This window comes from Vibrio sp. 1F263 (genome assembly GCF_041439035.1).
Taxonomy (GTDB): Bacteria; Pseudomonadota; Gammaproteobacteria; order Enterobacterales; family Vibrionaceae; genus Vibrio; species Vibrio tasmaniensis_A.
This window is the reverse complement of sequence record NZ_JBGONI010000001.1, coordinates 234,583-250,963: the sequence shown is the minus strand read 5'-3', so window position 1 is coordinate 250,963 and position 16,381 is coordinate 234,583. Positions and strand designations below refer to the sequence as shown.

Annotated in this window: 10 protein-coding genes, 1 tRNA gene and 3 pseudogenes; 6 read left to right on the top strand and 8 right to left on the bottom strand. The window is 43.5% G+C overall.

What is annotated here, in order from left to right; genetic code table 11:
- Positions 1-31: 31 nt before the first annotated feature.
- From ACED25_RS01055 to ACED25_RS01035, 5 genes are all read right to left on the bottom strand, one after another.
- Positions 32-463 carry a hypothetical protein gene (locus ACED25_RS01055; protein ID WP_017633219.1) on the bottom strand — a complete coding sequence of 144 codons (432 nt, stop codon included), beginning with the start codon at positions 461-463 and terminating at the stop codon, positions 32-34.
- Positions 456-1,724: a tyrosine-type recombinase/integrase gene (locus tag ACED25_RS01050; RefSeq protein WP_371694437.1), complete on the bottom strand. Its 1,269-nt coding sequence runs from the start codon at positions 1,722-1,724 to the stop codon at positions 456-458. Before ACED25_RS01050 ends, ACED25_RS01055 begins: the two co-directional genes overlap by 8 nt.
- 87 nt (positions 1,725-1,811) lie before the next feature.
- A tRNA-Ser gene (locus ACED25_RS01045) sits at positions 1,812-1,902 on the bottom strand.
- 138 nt (positions 1,903-2,040) lie between these two features.
- Positions 2,041-3,837, bottom strand: coding sequence for a DUF3413 domain-containing protein (locus ACED25_RS01040; protein ID WP_009848691.1), 1,797 nt, complete (start codon positions 3,835-3,837; stop codon positions 2,041-2,043).
- A 27-nt stretch (positions 3,838-3,864) separates the two neighbouring features.
- On the bottom strand, positions 3,865-4,092 hold the full coding sequence (locus tag ACED25_RS01035; RefSeq protein WP_004734063.1) for a YejL family protein: 228 nt from the start codon (positions 4,090-4,092) through the stop codon (positions 3,865-3,867).
- 84 nt (positions 4,093-4,176) lie between these two features.
- Here ACED25_RS01035 and yejK point away from each other — a divergent pair, with 84 nt between their 5' ends.
- The 4 genes and pseudogenes from yejK to ACED25_RS01015 all read left to right on the top strand — a co-directional run bounded on the left by yejK (position 4,177) and on the right by ACED25_RS01015 (position 8,059).
- A complete protein-coding gene (yejK, locus tag ACED25_RS01030; protein WP_009848690.1) occupies positions 4,177-5,181 on the top strand; it encodes a nucleoid-associated protein YejK in 1,005 nt (334 codons plus the stop codon).
- Positions 5,182-5,277: 96 nt separating this feature from the next.
- Positions 5,278-6,064: pseudogene (locus ACED25_RS01025) on the top strand (Hpt domain-containing protein); the annotation flags it as partial.
- A 368-nt stretch (positions 6,065-6,432) separates the two neighbouring features.
- A pseudogene (locus ACED25_RS01020) lies at positions 6,433-6,804 on the top strand (Hpt domain-containing protein); the annotation flags it as partial.
- A gap of 76 nt (positions 6,805-6,880) precedes the next feature.
- Positions 6,881-8,059, top strand: a complete 1,179-nt coding sequence (locus ACED25_RS01015) for a chemotaxis protein (RefSeq protein ID WP_371694436.1) — start codon at positions 6,881-6,883, stop codon at positions 8,057-8,059.
- A 96-nt stretch (positions 8,060-8,155) separates the two neighbouring features.
- Here ACED25_RS01015 and nhaC read toward each other — a convergent pair.
- Positions 8,156-9,595: pseudogene (gene nhaC / locus ACED25_RS01010) on the bottom strand (Na+/H+ antiporter NhaC); the annotation flags it as partial.
- Between the two features lie 497 nt (positions 9,596-10,092).
- Between nhaC and asd the strand changes: the two are divergent.
- Positions 10,093-11,211 carry an aspartate-semialdehyde dehydrogenase gene (gene asd, locus ACED25_RS01005; RefSeq protein WP_012603520.1) on the top strand — a complete coding sequence of 373 codons (1,119 nt, stop codon included), beginning with the start codon at positions 10,093-10,095 and terminating at the stop codon, positions 11,209-11,211.
- A 138-nt stretch (positions 11,212-11,349) separates the two neighbouring features.
- On the opposite strand, the gene ACED25_RS01000 is transcribed toward asd, so the two are convergent.
- Together ACED25_RS01000 and ACED25_RS00995 are read right to left on the bottom strand one after the other, a co-directional pair.
- Positions 11,350-12,192 carry an ion transporter gene (locus tag ACED25_RS01000; protein WP_032500845.1) on the bottom strand — a complete coding sequence of 281 codons (843 nt, stop codon included), beginning with the start codon at positions 12,190-12,192 and terminating at the stop codon, positions 11,350-11,352.
- Between the two features lie 148 nt (positions 12,193-12,340).
- Positions 12,341-12,979: a YchE family NAAT transporter gene (locus tag ACED25_RS00995; RefSeq protein WP_004734056.1), complete on the bottom strand. Its 639-nt coding sequence runs from the start codon at positions 12,977-12,979 to the stop codon at positions 12,341-12,343.
- 640 nt (positions 12,980-13,619) lie between these two features.
- On the opposite strand from ACED25_RS00995, the gene adhE reads away from it, so the two are divergent.
- Positions 13,620-16,328 (top strand): bifunctional acetaldehyde-CoA/alcohol dehydrogenase, encoded by a 2,709-nt coding sequence (adhE, locus tag ACED25_RS00990; protein ID WP_017098217.1) that lies wholly within the window; start codon positions 13,620-13,622, stop codon positions 16,326-16,328.
- Positions 16,329-16,381: the final 53 nt, after the last annotated feature.

Below are 16,381 nucleotides of genomic sequence, written 5' to 3'. Positions count from 1 at the left end.
GAGATTTGGTTTTTCAAAATGACATTGAGAGTCAGCGCTTTATATTAACTTGAATTTCTACTCCTGACACACGATGTACGAAAGTAAAATGCTCTTGGCTTCTAGTGCTAATAAGAACAATCCCTTTCTTTGACATAATGGTCCAATAAGGTAGAACAAAGGCATCAAAACACTCTACGTGTGACATGGGAGGAGGGCTTACGAGCCCTGCAATTTCTCTCAGTGTTTCAAAGTCACCAAACAGTGCCTGCTGTGTTTGCCAATCTATTCCTAATGCCATTAATGACATAGATGTTGTGCTTGGCTTATCTTCGAGGCGCTCAAAAAGCTGATAGAGGCAGTGGATATCTTGATAGTCATACTGTTTTGATAACGCAAGCAACGAGGTTTCATCCCCTTCAAAATAGCTTTGCTTGAACGCCTTATAAACCGTGTGCAACTCATCATAGTTGAACTTACTCATGTGAGCCTCCCAGTTGAAGTGAGAACTGGTTCACCGCACTAAGCATAAGTTTCAGTTTTGTTTGCTTACCATATCGGCCAAATGTCATTGAGGGGTGATGATGGCCAACGATATCAGCGACTGTAGACTCAGCCACTTCCTTTTGCTTAAGAACATCAATGAAAGTGTGACGGAGGGAGTACGCAGTAGGGCGTTGCCCTGCTTTCAATCCGATCTTAGATAGGAGTCTGCCGAATTGTTGGCAATATTGTTGGCTCCAGTCCTTGTTGAGACCCAGTGGCTTGTAATCGAATAGATCGGTTTTGCTATTGTTCTTACGAAGCTCAACATACTCAAGAAAGCCATGTTTGATTAGACTCTGATGAATGGGGACTTGTCGCAGAGCATAACGATTCTTGATCCGCTGTCCGTGACCTTCATCTGTTACGTTTAAGTAAGGGACTGGACCGCTAACGACCACGTCTTCTGTACGTAGCTGACACACTTCATTCGGCCTCATCCCCATGTACGTGAGCAATAAAGTAACCCAGTAGAAACCAATATCCACTTGCTGAAACTGCTCAGATGAGAAGAGTGTTGAAAGCTGACTCTCTGACCACCTTGAGCGCTGCTTATCAGCTTTTATAGACTTCTTGAAAGTCGCTTTGATATCTGCAGACACGTTTCTTTCAATCAAAGACATGGTCGCACACCAACGTATAAATTGACTCAGCGCGGCGTAGTAATCTTTACAGCTTTTTGCTGAAAGACTAGAGCTATTGAGAGTCTTAATGTACTCCATCAGTGCCATCGCAGTTATTGTTGATAAACCAGATGGCGTAGTGCTCTCAAAGAAAAAGGTAATGCGCTGTTTCAACTGATGGACAGTCAATGCACTGACCCCTTGAACCCCTTTGAACTCTAGAAAGTGTTCTAACGCTTCACTCCAATGCTTTTCTTCACTCAAACGCTTAGAAGTATGACTTATGGAAGTTATACAACCTAAATGTAAGCGATCGTCCTGCTTTTGTGATTGTAAGTTCAGGTGGTGGGACAAGATGCCTTTTAGATGCAACTGAAACTCTGAAAAGCACAGAGAGTCTGTAGTACGAAAGGCCTCTTTGACAGCACTGACAAGGCTTAAGCCAATGACTTTAGCTAGCTCAGGGTCTTTTGTTCGAAGGCTGATTTTTAGATCGAATGGGAATCCCAACGCTTTCAACTGTGCTGGAGTACAGATTCGTGCGTAATAGACACCGTGGGGAGATTTTTGTATATACATTGACTTACCTCGTTGGTTCGAAGCAAATTCAAGTCTTACAGATACAAAAAAAGCCTTTGATAATCAAAGGCTTTTTTTGATGAATAGTGGTGGAGGGATAGGGATTTGAACCCTAGAACCGCTATTAACGGTTGCCGGTTTTCAAGACCGGTGCTTTCGACCACTCAGCCATCCCTCCAGTGGCGTGAATAATATAAGGGGCAGAGGATCTTGTAAACCCTTAATTTTCATAATTTTGTTTTGTTGCTTGTTTTCTAATCATTCACGGCAATAAAAAAGGGAAGCCATTGGCTTCCCTTTTCTTTTTGATGATCATTTAGTCATTTTTGGTATAGAACCGCTGTAACTCAGTAAGGCCTTGCATCAACACTGGCAAGCGAGGGCTTACATCTTTCAGACGTTTGTAATTCTGATCGTACAATTTGTAGTTACCAAACTTATCTAACACCGTTGTTTGTTGGTCAGTAACAAGAGCAAGTTCACGTGAGTCTCCTGCAAGAATCCATTTTCTTCTACGCTCATCAAACAGGCTACGTCCACTACTAAAATCTGTAGGGTTCGAAGATACACCTAATAGCTCTTGCATTAGCGTGACTGACACATCTAGGTGACTAGAACGGTGAGTATATTCAGATGCTGACTTACCTGGCCATTTGATGAACAGAGGCACTTGTAGTTGGTAACGACTGTAATTGGAGTTTGCGCCCCAACTGTTGGTTTTCGTCTCGTTAAATTCAGTACCATGGTTAGAGGTAATGATAACCACTGTGTTGTCTTGAAGATCTAGGCGCTCCAACTCTGCGTAGATTTTCGTTAACTGAACATCAGCCGCTTGAGTCGATTTTTGGTAATCTGCAGTAAAACGTTCAGCGGTAGTCAACGTCACATCTGTTTCGTAACTAGAGAAGTTATCGAGCGTTGTTAGCTCAATAAAGTTAAACCAAGGGCTTTTTGCTTGTGGTGATTGAACCCATTCAGACCAAGCTTGTATTGCGCTTTGGTCATCATCTGTTGCTTGCTCTGGGAGCGCATCACGGCCTCGGAAGATGACTTCCGGGTAAAGGGCGTCGTCAAAGTCATCACCGCTAAAAGCGGCAAGTGTATAATTGTGATGATCTAGCACATCGAGCAGTACTGCGCTCGAACCTTGTGCCTTGATGCTGCTTGCGTAGCTGCTAGGAAGGCCATAGAACAATCCGAAAATACCAAACATGTCGTTACTTGAACTGTAGTGATTGGTGAAGTTGATCGATTGTTGTGCATAGGCATAGCTGCTTGGCATTGCAGTGCTATTGAGTGCATCAGCGCGAAGATTATTCACACTCACAAGCAGAATATTAAGATCAGCACTGCGGCGGTTGTATTGAATTTTTTCTAGTGGGTAGCTAACTAAGTTTACGTTCTCTTGGTTCGCTTCTAAACGCTGTAAATACTCTTCACGGTCTAATAGACCATGCTTTTCCATAAAGCTTTTTGCTGTCATAGGATAAGACAGTGGGAAATTCGCTTTCTGGCTTGTAATTGGGTTGTAGAAATACGCATCAGCCCACATGTAGGTCAAGTGGCTGCTGATGAAACACAAGAAGAAGACCGCAGTAATAGGACGGCCAATGTGTTTATGAGACAGTTTACGTTGCTTACGCCAAACCCACTCAGACAGACCTAGCTGCAATAAGAAGATTAGTGGCATTACAATGAAGAGGTGCTGCAAATCAGAAGTGAGTGCAGACTCCTCTCCACTGAATAAAACCTCCCACACGACAGGTGTCAGGTGGAGGTTTATATTTTGATACGTTTGAGTATCAATCAGTAGGACAGTTAAACCTATGGTTGCGAAGATAACGGCAACCAAACGTAATAACTTCCTCGACGGAAGAATAAAAGTGAGTGGGAACAGCACTAATAGATAGAGCGCGAACACCAAAAATCCAAAATGACCAACCCATGATGCAGCCAAATAGAATTGACCCAATAGGGTTTCCGGCCAAGCAGATTGAGTAATATAACGAGTACCAATCAACATCGCAGCAATGATGTTGAAAAATGCAAACCAGTGGCCCCAACCTACCAGTCGAGATACACGATCGCTATATGAGTTTGCGCTGTCTACCATTTATAATTCTTTTTCCGTCAATCAAACTTAGTGAGACTTTTTATCTTCAAGAGAAGAAATTAAAGCTTCGGCAAATTTTTCAGCAATTCCTTTGCGTTGTGAAGCAGCAACGTTCTGATTTAAGACATTGGTTGCGATATTTCCAGCGATCATCAATGAAAGCTCAGGTGAAGCTTTGTGCTTAGTCAGTACAGCACCTACTTCAGCTAGGATTTTTTCAACTTGATCATCTGTGTATTTAGATATAATCGGCATAAGGACTCTAATAATGATAGTAAAAGCGGCTTATGATAACCTACTATGCACAACAACTGAAACCTGAACGGTAATATTTTCACTATGAGTCTTCACCTTTCCAACGTAATTTTACACCAGCTAAGCAAGAACGATCAGGAAGAGCTGATTGTTAACTATCGTGCTGAATCTCTAGAAAACGATACTGCATCTGAAAACCTAGTCGCGGAACTTCACCGAGTTTTTAATTCAAAAGCAGGTAAAGGATTTGGTTCTTTCAAATCCGACAGCGAATTCCAGCAGTCGTTGCATGAATTTCGAGCTGGAGAACAAAGTTTTTATGATTTCTCTCAAAAAAGTGCGCTACGTCTAAAAGATGAGCTTTCAAAGTATCCTTTTGCTGATGAAGGCACTTTGGTACTGGCTGAATATCAATCACTGGCGACAGACTACCTTTTCATCGGACTACTGCCTTCTAACCAAAGTTTGAAAGTGACCGAAGGGCTAGATATTAGTGCGACGGATTACCTGGATATCTCGAAGATGGATATTGTTGCGCGCCTTGATCTTTCAACATACGACACAGACAAAGAGTCAAACCGTTACCTTACTTATATTAAAGGGCGCGTTGGTCGTAAAGTCGCTGACTTCTTCTTAGACTTCCTTCAAGCAGAAGTAGGCTTGGATGCTAAGCAGCAAAACCAAGTATTGATGCAAGCGGTAGAAGACTTTGTTTCTGACTCTAAGTTAGAGAAAGAAGAAGCGATCAGCTATAAAAAACAAGTTGCGGATTACTGTAACGAACAGCTTAAAGCGGGTGATGAAGTTCAAGTTCGTGAACTTTCTGGAGAATTGCCAGCAAGCACAGATGGTACAAGCTTCTTTGACTATACTAGTGAGCAAGGCTACGAGTTAGAAGACAGCTTCCCAGCAGACCGCGCAACTATGCGTAAACTAACAAAATTTGTTGGTGCTGGTGGCGGTTTGAATGTTAGTTTTGATAGTCTGCTTTTAGGTGAGCGTATCTTCTACGATCCAGAGACAGACACGCTAACCATTAAAGGGACGCCACCGAACTTACGTGATCAACTGACTCGCAATAAGTCATAGTCCGAAGTTATTAGGTAGCAAGCGACAGCAGGTTGTTGTCGCTTGTTTATGTTTAGCAACATAATGGTTTAGAGTTCGCATGAACAAGGAATATCGATGGAACAATCAGTAGCAAAGCCCAATCGCTTTAAAAGACCAGCAACTTTTTTGGTTGCACTCTTGGCTCTGTGGCTACTTCCTTCACTGGCACTCCTTAATCTAAGCCGTTCTTACTCTCACTCGCTCGCTCAAATTGAAGAGCTCGGTATTCGCGTTAATGAACTGAGGCAATCGCTTTATTTCTCTGAGCCGCTGCGAGTCTCTCGTATTAATGATTTAGCACTCGATGCTCAGTTAGTTTATTCGATCCGACTGCAGATAGAATCTGATTTCCAACACGCCTTGTTTCGCCCTGATGTGAACCAACTGCTTTACGTTGCCGATCAATTTTTAGAAAAATTTGATGAATTCATTCCGATAGAAAGTCAGGTGCAAGATATCGTCGATAACATCAAAGTGTTACGCACAGATACTGAACTTTCCCCTAAGTTAAAGCCGCTACTCAACGAATTTGGTGTCGTCGTTTTTGAAGCGATGTATTCCGATAACCAAAGTTCATCAGCAACTTATCGCGCCTTTGATTCTATTCTTGAAAAATCTTATTCATTAAAATCCGAAGAACAAGATGCACTCCAACTATTACTGGCAGATGCTTCAGCATTGCTGAGTGATTACGCTCAGCTCAATTATTTAGTCGATAAAATTAAGAAGAATTCAGTAAACGAACAGATCATTAAACTTGAAGCTGAGTTCCATGAACGTCAATACAACCTATTATTGATCATGCTAGGGTTAAGCTTAGTGGCAATGATTGCGTTACTGTTGTGGAGTGTTAGGTCCCAAAAATCGATGAAAGAAGTAGACCAAGAACTCAGACCGGAACCAGTCATCGATTCAAGTCAGGACGATGCTCTCTCTACTTCCAACAAAGATACGTCTTCTCGTAACGATACTGCTGCTCGCAATAATATTGTTTCTCACAGCGATATTGCTTCTTCCGCGGTGACGCCGCCAAGTAATCCCCCATCAGTATTAGATATTACGCCAGCGAGTCAACATTCTGATACCCAACCTCAGCAGAGTGTTTGTGCGACAAGCCCGCAAGCTATTTCACAAGAACCGATTTTGCAAGAACCTATTCCACAAGTTCCGGTTCAGCAAAACTCTATTCAGCAACCCCCAACTCAGCGAACACCAGAACAAGTGCAAGAGCCAGAGAAGCACATTGCCAGTGTGACGGATTCAAAGCCAGCGATTGATATTGAAGAGATGCTAGAGACTCTTGATGGCGATACCGAGTCTGTTGAATTGTTGCTAGGGGTGTTTGTCGAAGATCACGCAGATGACTATACCAGATTCAAATCTCTGCTCGCCAAGGATGAAACCTCTGCTGCTCGCATTGTGCACAGCTTAAAAGGTGTGGCTGGCAGCATCAAAGCGTCTCGGTTAGCGATCATTGCAGCGACTATTGAAATGACAATGAAGCAGTCCAGAGCCATCAGCGAGCACGATTTAGCCGAACTAGAGATGGCGATAAAAGCCTCTGTAGATTCTGCTCATGACTATTTAAATACCCAACGTTAACTTTTACAGGTTTTTTGACAATACTCTGACGAAGCGCTCATACAATCCGCGCCCTTAGTCTTTGTTAGAGGTTTATATGTCACGATTTTCGAGTCGAAATTGGATAGTGTTGGTGCTTAGCATTGTGCTAAGTGGTTGTTCTCTCTTGGAAGTTAAGCTAGGTAGTCAAACGACGCCTCTGACTCAGCAAGAGCTACAGGCTCGGATCATGACGCGTGAATACGCCAAGATGTTTTTTACACGAGTAGAAGACTCGGCCGATCTCATTGCGCAATCTTACCCTGCTGATGACACCTTACATCAATCTTATGTGTTGCTTTGGAAGATCCACGCAGAGCAGGGACTTCAACAAGCGGCTTACCAAACTTCCCCAATGTCAGCATTAATTGACTCATGGGTTTTCACAGCCCAAATGAATCAGTTTTATAGCCAAGGCGATGGCGCGGATCTGTTCGTGACGGATAATGCGGTAGAGACTGCTCATTCTCTTGACCAAGAAGCAGAGAAACTGGCAAAGGGTGTATTGAGCTCGAGTGATTTCAAGAGCAGCAAAGCATTCGTCGCAGAGTTCGCCGCGAGCAATCCTTTTAAAGATCTTACCTTCAGAAGTACGCCTGCTTATCGCGAATGGCTGGCTTATCTGGGTAAAGACGAATCTCAAATCGTTCAGAGCCTAGGTACTATGCCAGAAGCCATGAGCGATGCATCAGACCGCTTAAGCCTAATGGCTGACCAAACACCGAAATTGATGACGTGGAAAGCTGAGTTGGTGGCGATGAATAGCTCGCTAACGGGTGAAGACCTATCGATGACGCTGGAAAGCCTTCGTCAAACATCAGCAAGCATGCAGGACTTCATTGAGAATAACCCTGAGTACATGCAAACATTGGCTTCTATTATGTCGACAGAAATGCAGCCTTTACTCAACGACCTAAGTGATAAGACAGATCAAAAATTGGCGATGCTCACTGAAGAACGTGTAGCGTTAGAAAAAATGGTGACACGAGAGAGAGAAGCTCTGGTCGCGATGATTGCGAAAGAGCGTATTGAAATTGCAGGCATTGTGACTTCTGAAAGGGAACTGTTTACACAAGATCTTGATCGCGTCTCTCAAGAGGTGGTGGTACTCGCGATTGATAAACTGATGGACTTAATCAAAGGTGTGATTATCTACTTCATCCTGTTTATCTTGGTGGTGTTCTTTGCACCGTTAGGCATCGGTTATTGGTTGGGTAAACGAACCGCTAGCAAATAAATTCAGTAATTAAGTAGATCAAAAAAGAGCGCTCTAGAGCGCTCTTTTGGCATTTATATCATCAACATTTTTGTGCTTACGCACTAAAGCCTTAGCTTAAGCTTGTTGCTTGCTCAGTTCAGCGGCTTCTTCAGTTTCAAGCGCTGGTGCTGTTGGTTCACATTTATCAACGAACCAACCCATGTAAGACGTTACGATAGTCACGAGGATACAGATGAAGCTCAACCACATGAACGGAGCGTAAGAGAGCGTTGCGACACCAAGAATACTCGCCATGTAGATGCCGTTGTCACTCCAAGGAACCATGCCTGAAGTTAACGTGCCACCGAACTCAGCGTTACGAGATAGATTTTTACGTTGGTAACCTAAACGGTCGTAGTTTTTCGCACAGATTTTTGGCGTTAGGATTAACGATACGTACATTGCAGAACCGAATACGTTACCCATGAAGGCCGTGCCGATCGTGCTTGTTGCTAGAGAGCCTGCGCTATTTACTCGGCGCTCGAACACCTTAGCAATCGTCTCTAATACGCCCACTTTATCCAGTAAGCCACCAAAACCTAAACCAAACACAATTACCGCTACCGAACCAAGCATTGAAGACATGCCGCCACGGTTAAGAATCGAGTCAATAAACTCTACGCCAGAGGAGATAGAGAACGGTGCCCAAGCAGTATTGAATGCCGTTAGGAAATCGATATCTTGGATCATGACTGCCCAGATAATACCTAGCAGAGAACCGAAGCTGATTACCGGGAATGAAGGCATGCGGAAAGCCAACAGACCAAGCACGATCAGTACTGGGACAAATGAGTAAGGCGTGATGTAGAACTGAACTTCCATTGCTTTAATGACAGAATCTACTTGGCTCATGTCAACGTTACCTGCGTAGTGAAAACCAAACGCAGTAAACATGATGCCAGTAATCACGTAGCTGATTAACGCAACTGGCAGCATGCCCTTGATGTGCTCAACCACTTCAACACCAGACATTGAAGAAGCCAGAATCACTGAATCAGAAAGTGGAGACATCTTGTCGCCGAAGTAACAACCTGACAGCACTGCACCTGCAGTAATCGGTGCTGGAACACCTAGGCCTTGGCCAATACCCATCATCGCGATACCTGCTGTACCCGCAGCGCCCCAAGAAGTACCAGTTGCCAATGCGGTTAGAGAACAGATAATCATGGTCGCTAAAAGGAAGATAGAAGGGTGGATAGCTTTCAGACCATAGTAAATGATAGTAGGTACGATCCCGCCTGAGATCCAAGTACCAACAAGAGCGCCAACGGCTAAAAGTATTAAAACCGCGCCTAAGCCATTGGATATTCCTTTGAGTGCCGCTTTTTCTAAGTCTTTGTATTCGTGGCCAAGGCGAATACCGAGAACCATGATAATGAACCAGCCAATATACAAGGCAAGTTGAATTGGAAGGTCAAGCTTTGCAGTAAAGGAAAAAGCAAGGGATAGAAATAGTCCTAACGCGATGAATACCTGCAATAGGTTCGGTAGGCGAGTTTTACTCTGCTTCATAAAAGCCTCTTGTGATTTCGAGCATTTATAGTGCTTCGTTGTGGTGTGTGGTGCAAAACGGACACTACAGTAATTAGTTTATTATATCGAAAAAATACGTCCAAGTTGTGATATTTGACTGTTAACGCAGTCAATCATGGTTTCATTATCTGAAATGTTGTTAAATTCATGGTTGTTACATGTTGAAACTTGTCGCACGTTGTTTTCGTTTTGTGAAGTATTATTCTGGATAGTATTGATTAAAAAGAGGGATTTACTGTTTGTGACGCGAGTAGGATTAAGCTGCTTTGGCGATGCAAATGTTTGAATTTGAGGATAATGGGCGTTTTATCAATGAGGTGGATATTAAATGTCGATACAGGGATAACTGCACGATTCATTGCGTTCACTTAAAAGAAACGAAAAAGTTACACTTTTTGACAAAAAGCACTTGAGTTCTGTTTCTGAAAAACTTATAGATGGGGGAGAGCAATTTTTAATTTATACATGGAGAGTGAGCGATGAGAGTAGGTCTAGTTGGTTGGCGCGGTATGGTTGGTTCTGTATTGATGCAACGTATGGTTGAAGAGAAAGATTTCGACTTGATTGAACCTGTTTATTACAGTACGTCTCAGATTGGTATTCCTGCCCCTGTTTTGGGTGGTAAAGATGCGGGTCTACTTCAAGACGCTTTTGATATTGATAGCCTAAAACAGCTTGATGCGGTGATTACCTGTCAAGGCGGAGACTACACATCAAAAGTATACCCAGCACTGCGTCAAGCAGGTTGGAAAGGCTACTGGATTGATGCGGCTTCTACCTTACGTATGGACGCGGATTCAATTATCACTCTTGATCCTGTTAACTTGGCTCAAATCCAACAAGGCATCCACGGCGGGACTAACACTTTCGTAGGCGGTAACTGTACTGTGAGCTTAATGCTTATGGCTTTGGGTGGTCTATACGAGAAAGGCATGGTTGAGTGGATGAGTGCCATGACTTACCAAGCCGCTTCAGGTGCGGGCGCTAAGAATATGCGTGAACTAATCTCACAAATGGGTGTGATCAACGATAGCGTAAGTTCTGAGTTAGCGAACCCTTCAAGTTCAATTCTTGATATCGATAAGAAAGTCGCTGATACCATTCGTTCATCTTCATTTCCAACCGATCAGTTCGGTGCTCCGCTTGCGGGCTCACTGATTCCTTGGATCGATGTGAAGCGTGAAAACGGTCAAAGCAAAGAAGAGTGGAAAGCCGGCGTTGAAGCGAACAAGATTCTTGGCCTAGATGGTCAGCCAATCCCAATTGATGGCACTTGTGTACGAATCGGTGCAATGCGTTGTCATGCTCAAGCACTAACGATTAAGCTTAAGCAAGACGTGCCTATGGACGAGATCGAAGAGATCATCGCGACGCACAATGATTGGGTTAAAGTGATTCCTAATGACCGAGACATCACTGCGCAGGAGCTAACACCAGCGAAAGTAACAGGCACAATGTCTGTACCAGTCGGTCGTCTGCGTAAGATGTCGATGGGTAACGATTTCCTGAATGCGTTCACGGTAGGTGACCAACTACTTTGGGGTGCTGCAGAACCACTACGCCGTACTCTGCGCATTATCCTTGCTGAGAAAGCGTAATCCGCAAGATTGCTTAAATTCTATTAGCTGATAAACCGAAAGGGTTGACGATAAACGTCAACCCTTTTTAGTTTATTGATATCTCGTTATTCGGCCTTCGAAACTGCCCTTAAACCTCTTCGCATCTCGAGTCTGCTTTTATTTCTCTTCTGTAACGACACGCTTGTCGGGGTCTGCCAATTCACTCGCACAGTGTTTGCAATACATAGCATCCGAATCATGGCCGGCGCGGTTACAGTTCGGACACTTTACCAACTCTTTGTGCGAGTTCATCTCATTGCTGAGCTCTGCAGTAATAATCCCTGTCGGTACCGCTAAAATAGAGTAACCCAATAGCATGGTCAGAGAAGCGATCGCTTTCCCTAACGCGGTTTGAGGGATCATGTCACCGTAGCCAACCGTCGTAATGGTTACGATTGCCCAATAAATACTGTGGGGAATACTTGTAAAGCCATTTTCTGGCCCTTCAATAACAAAGATAAGCGCGCCGAAGATAACAACTAAGATGCCAACTGTGCTGAAAAAGATCAGTATCTTTCGTCTTGCCATTAACAGTGAACGTAACAGAATGTTTGAATCTTGCAGGTAGCGAACCAGTTTTAGGATTCGGAAGATACGCATCACACGTAGCAGTCTTACCACACCCATAAATGAAGCGCCTGGGAAGATGATCGCTAAGTAGGTCGGAAGAATCGCCAATAGGTCCACGACACCATAAAAGCTGGTGGCATAAGATTTTGGTTTCGGAGAACAATAGAGCCTTAACAAATACTCAAGAGTGAAGAGAGCAGTAAAAGTGTATTCAATATAACGCAGCTGCTGTGACCATTCGGTCATGACATTAGGGATGGACTCTAAGATCAGAACCAATAGCGAAGCCAAGATTGCAACGATCAGAGAAATATCAAATGCACGTCCGGCTGGCGTGTGAGTACCAAAGATAATGACGTACAAATGATGCTTGAGTGGCTTGCGTGACATAAGGAGAGATTCATCTTTTGTTAAATGCATTAACAGTCATTATACAAGCTTCATAATAACGAGGCGAGTGAAAGCCCAATTGCTTTACTCGCCTCATCTATATTGCAATATTGTTGCCCTTTATAGAGCAACGGATTACCGTTAAACGTTATGCCAAACCTGGGAACAAATTACGTAGGCCATTGGCGATGAACTCGATGCCCAATGCGCCAAGAATCAAGCCCATGATACGCGTGATCACGTTGATACCCGTTTGACCTAAAAAGCGAACGATAACCGGCGCTGAACGGAACAAGAGCCAAGAGCAGGTTGCAAACGCAATGATACTAATACCGATGCCGACCGTATCAATAGCAGCAGGGTAACGAGATCCGTAAACAATGGTCGAGCTGATTGCACCTGGGCCCGCCATTAACGGCATCGCCAAAGGAACAACACCGATTTGCTCCTTGCTGATGTATTCAGATTTCTCTTGTTTATTCTGCTTATCTTCACCGAGCTTACCGCTCATCATCGAAAATGCGATGCTCAGTAATAGCAAACCACCTGCAACACGAAATGAATCCAGCGAGATGCTAAACATATCAAGCAGCATTTGCCCCGCGACAAGCGACACAATCAGGATAACGGCAACAGCAATGTTGGCTTGTAATGCGGTCCTGTTCCTCTCTTCTGGTGGCATATGTGCAGTAAGAGAAACAAAAACAGGCATGATGCCGATTGGGTTTACGGCAGCAACAAGCCCAAGGAAGAATTGCATAAAAATTGCGAGTTCTAAGCCTTGCATGAGAGCGATCTCCAGTTAGCGAATTTTAAGGTTGAAGGTTTGATTCGGTGAATAGTCTGAGCGCGTAATGTAAGGGACAAATCGGATTTGCACGAATGAAAAAAACTAACCTGAAATAGGGGATTATTTTTAGAAAAACTAATTGAATATCACTTTTGTATTGGCGGTGTTGCGAGTTGGTTGTTAGTGTTTCATTTTGTAATTTATTATCGAGTAACTGTTAACTGCTGCACGAATTTAATAAAAATTATGTCAAAATCTAGCCCGTGCAACGGTATGGATATACTCTCAGTAGCACGAATATGGCTGTATACATGTAATTTAACTGACTAAAAATGAAACTTTTTTACAGTTTATGACTCTATGTAGAAAAAGTTTGTCTGTTTGCTTGTTTTTTGAACTAACGAAAAATGTGATTTTAATCTATATAAATCATCATCTTAAGTGTGTTTTTGCGATTGCCTTACTACTTTTTGGTTAATTCTTTTTGGGTAACTGATCTGGGTCAATTTTTTTCACACTGTGAAATAATATACTCAGTCCTGAAAGCAATTTACTAAGAACGTTGTTGTTTGAGGTTAAAAGCAAGCAGCGAAATTAATAAAAAGTTTTTAATATTTATTATTTTAGGAGATCCACCATGCCTGTAACTAACTTAGCGGAACTTGATGCTCTAGTAGCACGCGTTAAAGCAGCACAAGAAGAGTTTGCAACATTCTCTCAAGAGAAAGTAGACGCAATCTTCCGCGCAGCTTCTCTTGCTGCTAACCACGCTCGTATCCCACTTGCACAACAAGCAGTTGCTGAATCTGGAATGGGTATTGTTGAAGATAAGGTTATCAAAAACCACTTTGCATCTGAATTTATCTACAACAAATACAAAGACGAAAAAACATGTGGCATTCTTGATGAAGATGAAAGCCTAGGCACAATGACTATCGCTGAGCCTGTAGGTATCATCTGTGGTATCGTTCCAACAACGAACCCAACTTCTACAGCAATCTTCAAATCTCTAATCTCTCTTAAAACACGTAACGGCATCATCTTCTCGCCACACCCACGTGCAAAGAACTCAACTAACGACGCAGCGAAGCTTGTTCTAGACGCAGCTGTAGCAGCGGGTGCACCAAAAGACATCATCGGTTGGATCGACCAACCATCTGTAGAGCTTTCTAACGCGCTGATGAAGCACGACGGTATCGCACTTATCCTTGCTACTGGTGGTCCAGGCATGGTTAAAGCAGCATACTCTTCTGGTAAGCCTGCTATCGGTGTTGGTGCTGGTAACGTTCCTGTAGTTATCGATGAAACAGCTGACATCAAACGTGCAGTAGCATCTATCCTTATGTCTAAAACATTCGATAACGGTGTTGTATGTGCTTCTGAGCAAGCTGCAATCGTAGTTAGCGAAGTATATGACGAAGTTAAAGAGCGTTTTGCTTCTCACAAAGCTCACGTTTTATCTAAAGCTGACGCAGATAAAGTACGTAAAGTTCTTCTTATCGACGGCAACCTAAACGCTAAAATCGTAGGTCAACCTGCTCCTGCAATCGCTGAAATGGCGGGTGTTAAAGTTCCTGCTGATACAAAAGTACTTGTAGGTGAAGGCCTTGGTAAAGTTTCTTACGATGACGAATTTGCTCACGAGAAACTGTCTCCAACTCTAGGTCTATTCCGCGCAGACGATTTCGAAGACGCTGTTGCTCAAGCAGTAACTATGGTTGAAATCGGTGGTATCGGTCACACATCTGGTCTTTACACTAACCAAGACGTAAACGCAGATCGCATCCGTTACTTCGGTGACAAGATGAAGACGGCTCGTATCCTAATCAACATCCCGACTACTCACGGTGGTATCGGTGACCTGTACAACTTTAACGTTGCACCTTCTCTAACTCTTGGTTGTGGTTCATGGGGTGGTAACTCTATCTCTGAGAACGTAGGTCCTAAGCACCTTATCAACAAGAAAACTGTAGCGAAGCGAGCTGAAAATATGTTGTGGCACAAACTACCTAAGTCTATCTACTTCCGTCGTGGCAGCCTTCCAATCGCTATGAGCGACCTAGAAGGTAAGAAACGCGCATTCCTAGTAACGGACCGTTTCCTATTCAACAACGGTTACGCAGACGATGTAGTACAAATTCTGAAAGCGCAAGGTATTGAAGTTCAAGTATTCTTCGATGTAGAAGCGGATCCAACACTGTCTGTTGTTGAGAAAGGCGCTGAAGCAATGAAGAGCTTCCAACCTGACGTAATCCTTGCTCTAGGTGGCGGTTCTCCAATGGATGCTGCTAAGATCATGTGGGTTATGTACGAGCACCCAGAAACTCACTTCGAAGAACTAGCAATGCGCTTTATGGATATCCGTAAACGTATCTACAAGTTCCCTAAAATGGGTAAAAAAGCTGAGCTAGTATGTATCACTACTACTTCAGGTACGGGTTCAGAAGTTACGCCATTCGCGGTTGTTACTGACGACAAAACAGGTGCTAAGTACCCGCTAGCGGATTACGAAATCACGCCAAACATGGCTGTTGTTGATGCTAACCTAGTAATGAACATGCCTAAGTCTCTAACAGCGTTCGGTGGTTACGATGCAGTAACTCACGCTCTTGAAGCTTACGTATCAGTTCTTGCGAACGAATACTCAGATGGTCAAGCTCTACAAGCTCTTAAGATGCTTAAAGAATACCTACCATCAAGCTACAAAAACGGTTCAGCAGACCCAATCGCTCGTGAGAAAGTACACAACGCTGCAACGATCGCTGGTATTGCCTTTGCGAACGCATTCCTAGGTGTATGTCACTCAATGGCTCACAAAATTGGTGCTGAGTTCCACCTACCACACGGTCTTGCAAACGCACTACTTATCTCAAACGTTGTACGTTACAACGCGAACGATAACCCAACTAAGCAGACTGCATTCTCTCAGTACGACCGCCCACAAGCACGTCGTCGTTATGCTGAAGTTGCTGACCACCTAGGCCTAAGCCAAGCTGGTGACCGTACTGCTCAGAAGATTGAACGTCTACTGACTTGGTTAGAAGAGCTTAAAGTTGACCTAGACATCCCACTGTCTATCCAGGCTGCGGGTGTTAACGAGTCTGACTTCATCGCTAAACTAGACGAGCTAGCTGTTGAAGCGTTCGATGACCAGTGTACAGGTGCTAACCCACGTTACCCTCTAATCACTGAGCTTAAAGAAGTTCTAACAACGTCTTACTTCGGTAAAGCATACGTTGAAGGTGAAACTTTTGAAGGTACGACTGTAATTTTGAAGAAAGCTGACCAAAAGCCAGCTGAAGAAAAAGCAGCACCAAAAGCTAAAAAAGAAAAAGCTAACGCATAATAAGTAAGCATTAGTTTGAGATAGGTTTTCGCTAGCACGATACTTATCTATCG

Bases quoted from the DNA above. Each gene is read 5' to 3' on its own strand.
- adhE (WP_017098217.1), top strand. From the start codon at position 13,620: ATGCCTGTAACTAACTTAGCGGAACTTGATGCTCTAGTAGCACGCGTT.
- ACED25_RS00995 (WP_004734056.1), bottom strand. From the start codon at position 12,979: ATGCAAGGCTTAGAACTCGCAATTTTTATGCAATTCTTCCTTGGGCTT.
- ACED25_RS01040 (WP_009848691.1), bottom strand. From the start codon at position 3,837: ATGGTAGACAGCGCAAACTCATATAGCGATCGTGTATCTCGACTGGTA.
- ACED25_RS01035 (WP_004734063.1), bottom strand. From the start codon at position 4,092: ATGCCGATTATATCTAAATACACAGATGATCAAGTTGAAAAAATCCTA.
- ACED25_RS01000 (WP_032500845.1), bottom strand. From the start codon at position 12,192: ATGTCACGCAAGCCACTCAAGCATCATTTGTACGTCATTATCTTTGGT.
- ACED25_RS01015 (WP_371694436.1), top strand. From the start codon at position 6,881: ATGTCACGATTTTCGAGTCGAAATTGGATAGTGTTGGTGCTTAGCATT.
- yejK (WP_009848690.1), top strand. From the start codon at position 4,177: ATGAGTCTTCACCTTTCCAACGTAATTTTACACCAGCTAAGCAAGAAC.
- ACED25_RS01050 (WP_371694437.1), bottom strand. From the start codon at position 1,724: ATGTATATACAAAAATCTCCCCACGGTGTCTATTACGCACGAATCTGT.
- asd (WP_012603520.1), top strand. From the start codon at position 10,093: ATGAGAGTAGGTCTAGTTGGTTGGCGCGGTATGGTTGGTTCTGTATTG.
- ACED25_RS01055 (WP_017633219.1), bottom strand. From the start codon at position 463: ATGAGTAAGTTCAACTATGATGAGTTGCACACGGTTTATAAGGCGTTC.